Raw genomic sequence first — 13,008 nt, forward strand, 5'->3', positions numbered from 1 at the left:
GTATGAGATTTATTACACCTTTTCCTTTTGAGGTGTAGCAATACCACGTTTAACTAAACTAGCTTCTAATTCTTGAATAAAACGCAAATCTTCTTTTAATAAAGGTTGCTGATAACTTGCTTTTGGCTGCTTTTCTAAAAAACTAAATGCTTGTCTAAATTCTTGAGGAGTAGCTTTAATAGGTGCATCAAAATGACAAGAAATAATTTGTTGAAAATCCCAATTTGCAATTTGATCAGCCCATTCTATTACTTCTCTTCCTCCTTGAGGAAGGATGAGAATTTGTAAAATTGGGGCGACAAAAGGACGACCATTACCAGATAATGCAGTAAAGGTATCTTGCCAATTTTCATCCCATTTAAAGGGGAAAAAACCAAAGTATGCTTGATGTGAACGATCTGGGGCTTTTTTGGCATCTTTCCACATTTCCCCAAGTTGAGAAATTTTGACTGCACTGGGACGAAAATAAATTGCAAATAAAGCTATTCTTTGCCAACCACGACGACGGTTATGAGCATTATCTATCATTTTTTGCTGGGCGTTGTCTCTAGCATGAAATAGTAAGGGATAGGGATCTATTTGTAAAATTTCCGGTGGTTCTTCAGAAATAGAAAGTATGGTATCTGTTAATAATAAAGTGCGAGATGGTTTGTGTAATAATGCAACTTCTTGGAAAGAACCTTTACCTAAATTGATATCTAAAATTTTATATTCAAATTCATTACCAAAGGGGTTGTTTTGATGATTTTTTGATAAAAATAATGTCCGTTTTTGAGGAAAACCTAACCAACTGAGGGGAAGATTAAAAGGAATACTCCATTGATGGGGAGCAACATAAACTAAAGCCTGGGGAAATTTTCTGGCAAAAGGACCGACAAATATTTTATGTTCTAAACCGGAACTGGTAGGTAAAATTATATATTTTACTTCCCCATGTTTTTGTTCCAATTCTTTTACTAAATTGATACATTCTGGGGTAGGTGCTACAGGTGCATAAACTAAAAGTCCGCCTTCCTGTAGCTTAATTATGGTCATTTTAACTGGTACAACTGTATACAGAATGCCCTGTAATTGATCAAATATCCATAAGCTATCTTTGATAATTTCTCGGCATAGAGTCTTTCTTTTTCCGTAGGGATACAGAGGTAAAATAGGCCAAAAAGACCATGACAAATTTTGCTGACTTTCTATTCCCTGAGTATTCATAATTTTGGTAATTCACCAGAGTCTATTTCTTATTTTTAGCATTGGTTAGAGTTCAGCAATCATTTAATTTGTCAAGGAATTTTTTTCTGCTACCTACTAACATTAACCTCCGATCTCTCTGAGCATATTTTCTACTCTGTTTGCACCTTCTGCATCATTACTGCTGCGATATAAACTAAGAGCTTGTCTTAAAGCATTGCTGGCCTGTTGAGTTTGTCTACGTTGTTTGAACATTGAACCCATCAATTCATAAGTACGTGGATTGTTACGGTTTAATTTAATTGCTTCTTCAAAAGCCCACATTGCTGAGGTATAATCACCTAAAGCAGTTTGTGTGACACCTAACCCTAAATAAGCATTAAAATTGCTACGGTTTAGCTGGATGGATCGACGATAAGCTTCTTTTGCTCCGTTGGTGTCTCCTAAATTACCTTTGATATAACCTACAGCGTAATAAAAGTCACTATTATTCCCATCTAGGGCGATCGCACGACGATAAGCAGTTAAAGCTAACTGAAAATTACCTTGTTGAGCATATAAGAACCCAATTCCAGAATGAATTCTCGCATTGCTGGGAGCTAATTTTGCTGCTTCCTGATAGACAGCGATCGCCCCATTATAATCCCCCGCATCGACTAATCTCCGCCCTTCCTCTAATAATTCCCTTAACCGTGGGTTACTTGCTTGGGCAACTAATACCTCTGTACTTTCAGCCACTACAGGAATTGCAGTTACAAAACTTCCTAATAATAGAACAGCCACCAAAAATGATGTTTGTTTGTATACCATAAAGATCCTTAAATTTTAGTGAAGTTTTTGTTTGTACATTAAAACAAAAATATTTAGTTTTGAAAACTGTATTTATTCACATTAACAAAATCTTCTAAAATTGGTAATTTTTAGAACCCTGTCCTGTTGCTGTATATAGGAATTCAGGCGAACATCTATACTCATCTGATAAGTGGCAAGACTATGAACTAGATGCAATTCAATTGGCATTTACGAGTGTGGCAGGATGAAAATATAGGATGAAAATAAGATCCAAAAAGTTCCAGAAGTTATGGCAATCTGTATCAGAGGCACATAAAAACCCAAACTTTAAACTATTGGCTGTCAATAAGGAAATATTATGCTTTTAAGTACAACCGATGTCATTCAATGCGCTATCATTGATTCATATTTGGGCATTGTCACAGCGGAAGTTGTCTATGGCAGCAATTTTTTGCGGGACTTTTTAGCCAGCATCAGGGATATTGTTGGTGGACGTAGTGGCAGTTACGAGCGTTTATTTGAAGAAGGACAACGGAAAGCACTAGAACAACTAGAACAAAGAGCGCAACGTTTAGGGGCGGATGCTGTCATCGGTATAGAAATTGATACAGGAACAATAAATGTTGATCAATCTGGAGTTTTATTATTAATAACTGCCACAGGTACGGCTGTCAAGATGCGTTAGAATTTTGTCTTTTTTAAATATATAAAATTCTGAAAAATTCAACATTTCTGCTATATTTCAAAACTGCATTTCACAACCTTATCTTCTCACTAAAGACATAGTAATTAACTCTTTCCACTGATAGATAATAAAAACACAAAATAGCAATTTAATTGTAAATAAAAGCATAAAGCATAAATATACCTGAAAACTTTGCTAAAATAGCAGGGGAGAAAATACACTATGTCATACGTAAATAGAATAGGGGATGAAATTCTGCCTTCTGAGTCTGCGGTAGCAACAAGAGTAACAGAATACCGTGATCGCGTGCGGTGGGGTCCAATAATTTCCGGTGTTTTAGTTGCTCTAGCTACGCAATTAATATTAAGTTCATTTTTTGGGGCGTTAGGTGCAGGTAGAATTGCTGACTCTTTAGCACCAAGAAGCATAGCAACAGGTATTATTAGTAATGTAGGAATTTGGTCAACTTTAGCTTTATTACTTTCCCTGTTTCTGGGTGGTTGGATAGCAACCCGTGGTTGTGGACCAATGCACCGAGATACAGCTTTACTTAACGGTGCAATTCTTTGGGCGACTACTTTAGCAATTAGCTCTTTTCTATTAGCAAATGGAGTCTGGGGTGCTTTTGGGGTTGCTGCTTACAATGCAGCATCAGTAATTAATCAAATTCAAGGACAAGGTACTACGATACCACAAAATTTACCTGCTTTAACTGCTGAACAAACTCGTGAAATTGCAGCCGCAACTTCTAGAACTTTATGGTGGTTTGTTCTTGGTTCTCTATTGAGTTTAGCAGCAGCATTGATGGGTGCAGTTGCAGGTGCGCGTAGTCCTCGGACTAATAATTACAATCATTGATTTTGTCTGTGTTGAATATTTATCATATCTGTTTTTCTGGTAGTGGGTAATTGGTAATTGGTGATTAGATCCCTGATTTATTATTTATTAAATGAATCGGGGATCTAATGATTCTTTTCATTGTTAAATCATTTAACTTTGGCGTTGATATTTTCCCATTAATTCGGCTTTTGCTAAAACATGACCTGCCATTGCTGTTAAAATTTGATTTTTACTAACACCAGGTTCTAAATTCAGCTTTTTATCTAAAGCATAAAGATGGAAAAAATAACGGTGAGTTCCACTAGGAGGACAAGGACCACCATAACCCAATTTGCCAAAATCATTTTTACCCTGTATTCCACCCATAGGAATAGTTTTACCCCCAACTATCTTTTCTGGTAGTTGGTTAACTGAAGAAGGAATATCATAAATAACCCAATGTACAAAAGTCATTTTTGGTGCATCGGGGTCATCAACAATTAATGCTAAACTTTGGGTATTGGGGGGAATTTCATCCCAATTTAAAGGCGGCGAAATATCTGCACCATCACAGGTATATTTTGCAGGAATTAAACCATTATCTACAAAAGCACTGCTGGTTAATTTCATGGTTTTTGCTACCTTGGAATTACAACTAATTAGAGATAGTCCTAATAATCCAAAAATAGCAAAGGACTGAGTTATAAAAACTCGCCTTTTAGTTATATATATCAAGATAATGTCTCCTGATTTATTCCCTACCACTTCAAAAATGCTTCTTCTACTCCTTTTTCTCTTCTAATTTTTGCATCAATTTCAAACCAGTTAATAATTTGTTTGGCTGTCAAATCTTCAATGGGTACATCATATTCTGTAGCAATATGTTGTAAAATCCGTAAGGAGGAAATTGTCAATCTGGTTAAAAACTTTTCAGGGGAAGATAATAAAGCTGCGTCAACTTGTGCAGATTCGTCAGGGGTTAAAAATTGGGTTGATGATTGATTGGGGGAGATATCCATAGGGTTTAAAGTTGTGTTTAAGTGGGAAGTTTTTTTATATTAAATCATATTGTGGTAATTTTTGAATAATTGTTTTTTCTCACGCTCCAGACGCAGAGAACGCAGAGAGGGGTTAATCATGGGGTTTGAGTTTCATTAACCATATTTGATGGTATATTAAATGTAGTTGAGTTAATTTGAGGTTAATACAAAGATGACACAGGAATTAATAGACCTCAGAAATAGTATCTTAGAACAGCGTTATAGCGATGCTTTAGCTATTGTTGATGAGTTAGAGGGGATGAGTAAGAAAGCAATTATACAACAAATAAAGTCTTTTTTAAAGATTTTACTAATACATTTAATTAAAAATCAAATTGAGCAACGGCTAACCAATTCCTGGGCAGCTTCTATTAGAAATTCAGTGGTAGGTATTCAAGATATCAACTTAAAGGAAAATAAAAAATCCTATTATATTAATGTTGATGAATGGGAAGATTTAATTTTAGAGGAGGTTATAGAGAAAGCTATTGCTGATGCTAGTGATGAGGTTTTAAATGGTGCATATAATCAATTTCAATTAGAGGAAATGATGGATAAACCGGATTTGGTAGCAAAAGGTTGTCAATTTTTAACTTTGACTTATGAACATTCGGCGAAAACTTTACCGAAAGCGATCGCGGAAGTTTTAATACAGTTACCAGGTGGGGAAAATTGGTTTAATCGTAAGTAGTTAAATATCCCCGACTTGTGAGTTTAATTTTTGGTGAATAATGTAAGTTTATCAAAGAAGTCGGGGATCTGAATTGCAGGTTTAACTATAACCAAATATCGGGATGTAATTGGGGGAAGAATTGATAACCTAACCAACCTAAAAATATTCCTAATAAAGATGTACCTGCATAAATAAAAAATTGTTTCCATTTACCTATTGATTCTTTTTCTAGCTTTTTCTTTGCATCAAAGTAAGCAAGGATGAAGAGAATACATAAAATCCATTTTATAATACCAAATACAACACCAGACAGACCATATTTTAAACCTAATATTATTGTTATGAATAAACTGTAAGCGCTAGCATAAACACTAGCAAAAGCACCAGCAATAGTAATAGCAATAGCAATAGCAATAGCAATAGCATAAATACTGACAGTAGCATAAGCACTAGTGCTAAGACTAGAAAAAGCAATAGCAATAGGAATAGCACTAAGACTAGCAATACAGTTTCCAAACTTCATTTAGAGGTGGCATTTCTTCACCGACAAAAGCCAACCACATTGGTTTAAGAACTCGTGGTGAACCATCAATTTGAAGTCTTTCCAGCAGTTGTCTCTAGTAAAGCTTTTTTTATATTTCTTTACAGACAGCATCTAATTACTTAAATTTAATTAACATTAGATAGCTTGACGTTTACCTCATACCATTAGTATTCTAAAAACGAATGATTTTTTTGTTATGTATTCCTAAAACTCCAAAAAACAACAATGAGTAAAAGGACTCTGTTTGTCCCTATTATTGATTCTTATCAAGGGAAATACCTGAATTTTCCAGATATTGAACAAACCATCCTTGAAGATATTGCTGAAGTAACCTTATATAAAGTAAGTTGTGCAGAAGATCTAGCAGGAAAAATCGATGAGGCTGATGTCATTATCTCTTGGCATACAATTCCACTACAGAAGGAAATTCTATCGAGGTTGAAGCAATGTCGAGGTATTGTCCGTGCTGCTGTTGGCTTTGATAACATAGATATTAAGTTTGCTGGACAGAAAGGAATTCCAGTTTGTAACGTTCCTGATTATGGAACTGAAGAAGTCGCCGATCATACTCTTGCATTAACTCTCGCTTTAATTCGCAAACTTCCCTATATTGATCAATACGTTCGCCATGAGAAGTGGGACTGGAGCGCCATTGGAAGTGTCCCTCGAATTCGAGGCATGAAATTCGGAATTGTTGGCTTTGGACGAATTGGGAGTGCTGTTGCTAAGAGAGCGCAAGCCTTTGGATTTAATGTAGCCTTTTTCGATCCTTACGTTCCGAGCGGTGTTGAGAAAGCTCACGGAATAACTCGATATGAAACTCTGCACGAGCTGATAGAGTCTTCTAAAGTTATCACAATTCATACCCTGTTATCTGAGGAAACCTATCACCTCATAGGTCGTCCAGAATTCGATCTCATGACGCCAGAAACCATTTTGATTAACACCTCCCGAGGGGAAACCCTCGACCAAGAAGTACTGATAGAAAGCTTGACTAGAGGTAAAATCGGATATGTCGGACTTGATGTTTTAGCAGACGAACCAAAAATCCCCGAAGAATTGAAAAATTCTGATCGCACAATCTTGAGCGCCCATTCTGCGTTTTATGCTGATGAATCGTTAAAGGAACTCCGTCGTAAAGCCGCGCAATCTGCCCGCAAATTCTTACTGGATCAAAAAGAGCGCTCACTCGTAAACGAGTGTTTTCTTAACTTCAAATAAAGAAGACTGTTTGATGAGGTGAAAACAAATATTACCATCAAATATTAAATCAAGTTTAGCTAAATTCATTGGCAAATTGAAAATTACCAAAAAGAAGGAATGAATGCTATGATGACAAGTCAACCAACTAAATCAGCAGACTTAGCTTGCCAATGGCAATGGCAGCAACAGAATACCATTACCTCAATAGAGAAACTGATCGAGGTTTTCCCGGGATTGTCGGATCAGACTTATAACGCCATCACAGAGCATTTAAAATCTCGTCGTCTCCGTATTACCCCCCACATACTCAAGCAAATTCGGCGGACTGAGGATAATTCAGCTCCCTTGCTAGATGATCCCATCTGGCGACAATTAATTCCTTTTTGGAATACAGAGGGAGAAACTAATTATAGCTACGACGGTCACACTGAAAATTGGGAAATGCCCCATGAAATGGTGACCCCCATTGGTCAGCACAAATACGATAACCGTATAATTGTCCGCCTATCTAACGTTTGTCATAGCTATTGTCAGTTCTGCTACGAGTCCCTACGCACCCTCGAAAAAAAATCCTCGAAATTACCCCTCCAACAGAAACATTGGCAAGATACCATCACCTACGTCCGTAATAATCCAGCCATTGAAGAAGTCGTTCTTAGTGGCGGAGAACCCTTGATGCACGGCGATGATATCTTAATTGATGGTGATGTCTCCGAAAACGCCCCCCTCGCGATTATTCATGATCTCATACCAGGCATTCCTCATGAGGAACTGTTATTGGCCTATGATCGCGCAGCGGCAGGGGAATCCGCGAAATATCCCGTCTGGTTAGTGATCAATGTCGGCTTCAATCGCTCAGGATATAGAAATATCGAAGACTTTACTAGATTTGTCCGTCGGGCGCAGGAATGCGAAAATCTTGAAGTTAAGGCGGTTTATGCCCATCTAACCAACTCCAATGCCGAAGCTGATATCAATCTTGCCCAGATTGAAGAGTTTGATCGATTAGTAAAAATCGCTAAACAAATTCTGGGGGAGCAATTAGAAACCAGCCTTTTTGCCAGCCACAGCATTCTCCGATGGGGCGAACACTATCCCACTAACTGGGTGAGGCCGGGGATTATCCTTTACGGCGTTCATTTTTATATTAAAGACTTAGTAGAGCAAAAAGTCCTAGAAATCGCCCAAAAATTCCAACCTGCCATTAGCTTAAAAGCAAGAATCACTGGGATTTTGGAGTTTACACACTCTGAGGCTATTGGCTACGGGCAAAAATATACCACCGAACCTGGTCAAAGACTAGCTACCGTTGCCATTGGTTTTGGAAGCGGCTATCCCTTTCGTTCAAGTCAGCTTGAGACGATTATTCACGGGCATGGTGTTCCTTTATTTGGCGATGTCGGCATGGATGCCCTGCAAATTGATATCACTCACTGTCCTAATGTTGCAGTTAATGACTGGGTGACTCTTATCGGACAAGAGGGACAGCATTGCATTGAAGTTCAGACCTTGGCAAATTTAGCAAATACGAGTCCCTATCAACTTTTGAGTGGTATTAATTGCTATCATTCCTATTACAATTTTGGAAACCATACTTCATGAAAATTTCATTTGACCATCGGCTCGACCGCGTTGTTGAACTCAATCCTCCCTTTCACATCCCACAAAACCCCCAAGAGGCTCGGTCACTATCCCAGAAAGTTGCTTACTTGTTATCGGGAGAACATGAAACCCTTATCGGTGCAAAAGAACTTTTATTAGAACTACCGCAGACCCTTTCGCAAGAACTTATTCAAGCATTCGAGCATCGAAAGGTAGAGGCTTTGCTAGAAATTCAAAAAACTCTCTATGCTATCTATGAAATTAGCTTTAGCAACCCCCTTTCACATATATGTTTTCATGAGCATAGCCCTTGGTTGATCGAAATTCGCAACACCATTGAGAACCAATGGATGAAAAATGAAATTGAGATCATCCGCGAACAACTCCCCACACAGGCAGAAGCCAAAGATGGGGATGCCCTGTGTCACTGGTTTGTCAATCAGGCCAAACAAGAATCTCAAAACGACAAAGAAATTGTCAATTTCTTAGAACATCACGCCTCTGTCGAGCAATTTAATATCTTTATTTTGTCAGATGCCCATCTTAACTATCGGTTTTATGATGCCTTGGCACTAGCACAACATTATTTTTCTGAGTTGGTTAAAACTGAGATCATTCATCATATGTGGGATGAATGTGGTTGCGGCGTTAGTGGCAAAGCTCATACGGTGCAATTTACCAAAGCCCTGATGGAGTTAAATCTTCCTCAACCATTGATCCCAATTTGGGAAGATTGGCGACCCTATGCTGGTCATAACCTTTATTTTTGTTTTGGGTTGAACCGCAAATACTATTTTAGGTCTTTGGGGAGCTTAGCTATGCCAGAACTCTTCGATCCTGATCGCAATCGTGCCGTCGTTGCTGGATTTGAACGAGCCTATCGCGAGGTAAAACCAGAATGCGAATATTTCCGCAATCATATTGAAGGGGACGAAGAACATGGAGAGCGGTGGTTAGAATACGTTATTACTCCTATCGTCAAAGCCCAACCCGAAGCAGGAATGGAATTAGCCATTGGCGGCGCACTCCGCATGGAAGCAATGCGACGTTACAATGAGTATCTCGCCACGAAATTCCAACTTTCAGAACAAACTTCCGAGCAAGTAAAGGTTGTTTGTTAATGGCAATGAAGACAACTTTCCCTTTTACTCGAATTATCAAAGACCTTCCCGCTCTCGTGCCTTTTGTGAGTATAAAAACAATGGAACGCTCGAAGGGTTATTCCATCAAACTTCGTTTAGGTGCAAATGAAAGTCGTTTCGGGATTTCACCCCTTGCTCGAGAAGCCATGCGAGAAGCGATTGAAGATATCTCCCTCTATGGCGATCCCGAAAGCTACGATCTGCGAACCGCGATCGCCAATCTCTACAAAATTGATCGCGACAATATTGTTGTGGGAAGCGGTATTGATGATTTGCTCGGTCTTGTTGCTAGAACTTTCATCGAACCGGGACAAAAAACGGTCATGTCAAAAGGTTCTTATCCCACCTTTAACTACCATGTTGTCGGATACGACGGACAAATGCTTCACGTCCCTTATCAGGATTTTCACAACGATCCCGAAGCGTTGGTCAAAATGGCAAAGATTGCGGACGCACGCATTATTTATCTCGTTAATCCCGATAATCCTACGGGAACCTATCTTCCGGCTAAAAAGATTCGGAGGGCGATCGAGCAATTACCGCCTCAATGTATGTTGTTGCTGGATGAAGCCTACATTGACTTTGCCCCTGCGACTGCCCTATTGCCCGTGAAACCCCTTCATCCTCAAGTGATCCGCCTGCGAACCTTTTCTAAAGGTCACGGTTTAGCTGGTGCGAGGATTGGGTATGCCATTGCCGATCAGGCTATCATTGCTGCTTTTGAGAAGATTCGCCTCCATTATGGAGTCAACGCGGTAGCTCAAGCTGGCGCTCTCGCTTCCCTACAAGATACCGATTTTCTTCTAGCGGTGATCGCCGAAGTTGAGGCCGGACGAAATGAATATGCGAATTTGGCCAAAGAATTGGGACTTTCTACCTTACCATCGGCAACTAATTTTGTGGCGATCGATATGGGAAGTCAAGAGCGCGCTCATGCTATGGTAGACAAGTTATTGGAATTGGGTGTATTTATCAGAATGCCAAGCGCAGACCCTTTAAATCGCTATATTCGCGTCACTGTGGGAACCCCTCAAGAGCGTTGGGAGTTTTCTCGTATTTTTCGCAAAGTCTATCTCCAAGAATAATAAAACGGAACCCCAAGATATTTTTTTCTCTAGAGGTTTACATGACAAAGAACTCTTCATTGCTACTTAAAGGTTTTGAAATTGAAACCTATGCTGGAACTCCAGAGGGCGATATTATCGGACTGTCTGATCGCGTTGTTCCTTATCTCGAGGGTTATAACCAAGAACCGGATAGTCGCATTATCGAATGTATTACCGAACCCCTGTCGGAGTACAAACAAGTTGGCTCTGCTGTCCTTGCTTCTTACCGTAAGTTAAGAAAGTATTTGAAAACTTTGGGAAATTATACGCTAATTCCGGGCAGTGCTTTGCATTTAGGAGGGAGTGATCGCTTCTATCGAGCGAATCCCAATCACGCTTTTCATGACTATGTTTCCAAAGTCTACGGCTCAAGCCTTCTCACTTCAAGTATTCATATTAATATTGGCTTAGACGATCCCGAGTTGATTTTGCGAGCCTGTCGTCTCATTAGAGTCGAAGCACCTTTATATCTTGCACTTAGCGCATCATCTCCATTTCTTGATAATAAAGTAACTGGTTATCATTCTATCCGCTGGTCAATTTTTCCTCAAACTCCGTCTGATATTCCTCTCTTTGAAAGTCATGCCCACTATATTCAATGGATTGAAGAACAGTTGGCACTCGAAACAATGAAAAATGTTCGTCATATGTGGAACTCTGTTCGACCTAATGGAAACAATAGACCTTATGATATTAATCGAATTGAGTTAAGAATTTGTGATTTTATGTACGATCCAAGTAGGATTTTGGCCTTAACTGCATTTTTAGAAGCTCGGCTTTGGCAAATTATAGAAAATCCAAATCTCGATCCCTTAAAAATGAGTCAATTACCATCAAACAATCTGGGCGAAGATTTGCTGAAACTTACAGCAGGCAATGAAGTTGCTGTAAGTTTTTATAGCCTTGATGCAGAACTAAAGCATTGGCAAGATGGAAGAATTATAAAAGTCCGAGACTGGATTTCAGAAATGTATGAAGAGGCTTTAGTAACTGCGAAAGCAAAAGGATTTGAGTTTTTTCTAAAACCAATAAAAACAATTTTAGAAGGTGGCAATACGGCTCAAAATTGGTTGAATTTGCATGAAAAAGGTTGGAGTATTCGTGAAATTATCCAACAGGCTATTAAAGAAATGGAAGATAATGAACGAAAATTCAGATTCGAGGTAACTGCCCAGGTAGGAACTCAAGGGATATTCCCATAAGGGGAGAAATATGGTAGTGTTCAAACATGAGTCCAGAAGAAAAAGATCAAAAAATAGAAAGGTTAGAGCAAGAAAATCAGGCACTGCGGGAAAGGATAGCAGAGCTAGAGAAGCAATTGGGATTAGATAGCACAACAAGTTCAAAACCACCAGCCAGCGACGGACTCAAAAAATCAAATCAAAAACGGACAAAAAGTTTAAGAGAAAAAGGGAAACGGGCATCAGGAGGACAAATAGGTCATCCAGGGCAGACATTGGAACAAGTATTGCAACCAGACAAAATAGTAGAACATCCAACACCATGCTCATGTCATGAATGTGGATGTGATATGTCAGTGGTGGAAGCTTCTAAAATCATCAAGCGACAGGTCTTTGATATACCAACCCCAAGAATCATCGTCACAGAACACAGAGTCACAGTCAAAAAATGCCCAGAATGTAGAACTCAGATACAAGGGAATTTTCCAGAATCGGTAACTTCCCCAGTATGCAATTACAAACACCGTTATCCCAAGGGTATTCCCAAAAATATTGCTGCTCGTCTGATTCAACTGTATGAGCAAATTCTACAACGAGGACTGAGTTTTCACTCCGCTCTATCACCCCTGACCTGCAAAGGTAATCGTGGTCGGGTGAAACGACGTGTTGGTCATAACTTGCTGCTGCGATTTCAAAATTTTCAGGGTGATGTTTTACGGTTTCTGAGTGAACCTGATGTTCCCTTTACCAATAATCAGGCAGAACGTGACTTGCGGATGATGAAATGTAAGCAGAAAATTTCCGGTGGTTTTCGCTCCTTTGATTTTGCGGTTTCATTCGCTAATATCCGTTCTTTCCTTTCCACTGCTTCTAAGCATGGTCTGAATCTTTTGGAAGTTATCACTCAAGCACTGCTTGGTAATACCTCTGTTTTTCTCGCCTCTCTTACTACTAGCTAGGCAGTTACATATCATCTTGTAATTGACGTGCAGCTTTTACAGCTTCTAAAAAACTTTCTAATCTTTGTTGACGATCA

Annotated in this window: 14 protein-coding genes; 9 read left to right on the plus strand and 5 right to left on the minus strand. The window is 39.0% G+C overall.

What is annotated here, in order from left to right:
- Positions 1 to 12: 12 nt before the first annotated feature.
- Both H5968_RS09240 and H5968_RS09245 read right to left on the minus strand, forming a co-directional pair.
- Positions 13 to 1,206, minus strand: a complete 1,194-nt coding sequence (locus H5968_RS09240) for a DUF4336 domain-containing protein (protein WP_187039713.1) — start codon at positions 1,204 to 1,206, stop codon at positions 13 to 15.
- Between the two features lie 102 nt (positions 1,207 to 1,308).
- A complete protein-coding gene (locus H5968_RS09245; RefSeq protein WP_096566627.1) occupies positions 1,309 to 1,995 on the minus strand; it encodes a tetratricopeptide repeat protein in 687 nt (228 codons plus the stop codon).
- Between the two features lie 340 nt (positions 1,996 to 2,335).
- Here H5968_RS09245 and H5968_RS09250 point away from each other — a divergent pair, with 340 nt between their 5' ends.
- Both H5968_RS09250 and H5968_RS09255 read left to right on the plus strand, forming a co-directional pair.
- The gene (locus H5968_RS09250) at positions 2,336 to 2,662 is read left to right on the plus strand and encodes a YbjQ family protein (RefSeq protein WP_187039714.1); all 327 of its coding nucleotides are present in this window, start codon (positions 2,336 to 2,338) and stop codon (positions 2,660 to 2,662) included.
- Between the two features lie 222 nt (positions 2,663 to 2,884).
- Entirely contained in the window at positions 2,885 to 3,520 is a 636-nt protein-coding gene (locus H5968_RS09255; protein ID WP_137667751.1) for a hypothetical protein, read from the plus strand.
- 132 nt (positions 3,521 to 3,652) lie between these two features.
- Here the strand turns inward: H5968_RS09255 and H5968_RS09260 are convergent, their stop codons facing one another.
- Positions 3,653 to 4,111, minus strand: coding sequence for a YbhB/YbcL family Raf kinase inhibitor-like protein (locus tag H5968_RS09260; protein WP_222620624.1), 459 nt, complete (start codon positions 4,109 to 4,111; stop codon positions 3,653 to 3,655).
- Positions 4,112 to 4,239: 128 nt separating this feature from the next.
- Entirely contained in the window at positions 4,240 to 4,500 is a 261-nt protein-coding gene (locus H5968_RS09265; RefSeq protein ID WP_187039715.1) for a hypothetical protein, read from the minus strand.
- A gap of 193 nt (positions 4,501 to 4,693) precedes the next feature.
- On the opposite strand from H5968_RS09265, the gene H5968_RS09270 reads away from it, so the two are divergent.
- On the plus strand, positions 4,694 to 5,212 hold the full coding sequence (locus H5968_RS09270) for a DUF29 family protein (RefSeq protein WP_187039716.1): 519 nt from the start codon (positions 4,694 to 4,696) through the stop codon (positions 5,210 to 5,212).
- Between the two features lie 85 nt (positions 5,213 to 5,297).
- Here the strand turns inward: H5968_RS09270 and H5968_RS09275 are convergent, their stop codons facing one another.
- Entirely contained in the window at positions 5,298 to 5,717 is a 420-nt protein-coding gene (locus tag H5968_RS09275) for a hypothetical protein (protein ID WP_187039717.1), read from the minus strand.
- 246 nt (positions 5,718 to 5,963) lie between these two features.
- Here H5968_RS09275 and H5968_RS09280 point away from each other — a divergent pair, with 246 nt between their 5' ends.
- The 6 genes from H5968_RS09280 to H5968_RS09305 all read left to right on the plus strand — a co-directional run bounded on the left by H5968_RS09280 (position 5,964) and on the right by H5968_RS09305 (position 12,931).
- Entirely contained in the window at positions 5,964 to 6,959 is a 996-nt protein-coding gene (locus H5968_RS09280; protein ID WP_187039718.1) for a C-terminal binding protein, read from the plus strand.
- A 108-nt stretch (positions 6,960 to 7,067) separates the two neighbouring features.
- Positions 7,068 to 8,543, plus strand: a complete 1,476-nt coding sequence (locus tag H5968_RS09285; protein WP_222620625.1) for an alanine racemase C-terminal domain-containing protein — start codon at positions 7,068 to 7,070, stop codon at positions 8,541 to 8,543.
- Positions 8,540 to 9,664: an iron-containing redox enzyme family protein gene (locus tag H5968_RS09290; RefSeq protein WP_187039720.1), complete on the plus strand. Its 1,125-nt coding sequence runs from the start codon at positions 8,540 to 8,542 to the stop codon at positions 9,662 to 9,664. Before H5968_RS09285 ends, H5968_RS09290 begins: the two co-directional genes overlap by 4 nt.
- Entirely contained in the window at positions 9,664 to 10,770 is a 1,107-nt protein-coding gene (locus tag H5968_RS09295) for an aminotransferase class I/II-fold pyridoxal phosphate-dependent enzyme (protein ID WP_187039721.1), read from the plus strand. Before H5968_RS09290 ends, H5968_RS09295 begins: the two co-directional genes overlap by 1 nt.
- 41 nt (positions 10,771 to 10,811) lie before the next feature.
- A complete protein-coding gene (gshA, locus tag H5968_RS09300) occupies positions 10,812 to 11,993 on the plus strand; it encodes a glutamate--cysteine ligase (protein ID WP_187039722.1) in 1,182 nt (393 codons plus the stop codon).
- 26 nt (positions 11,994 to 12,019) lie between these two features.
- The gene (locus H5968_RS09305; RefSeq protein WP_187039723.1) at positions 12,020 to 12,931 is read left to right on the plus strand and encodes a DUF6444 domain-containing protein; all 912 of its coding nucleotides are present in this window, start codon (positions 12,020 to 12,022) and stop codon (positions 12,929 to 12,931) included.
- Positions 12,932 to 13,008 lie beyond the last annotated feature (77 nt).

It is taken from the genome of Sphaerospermopsis sp. LEGE 00249 (genome assembly GCF_014299995.1).
Lineage (GTDB): Bacteria > Cyanobacteriota > Cyanobacteriia > Cyanobacteriales > Nostocaceae > Sphaerospermopsis > Sphaerospermopsis kisseleviana.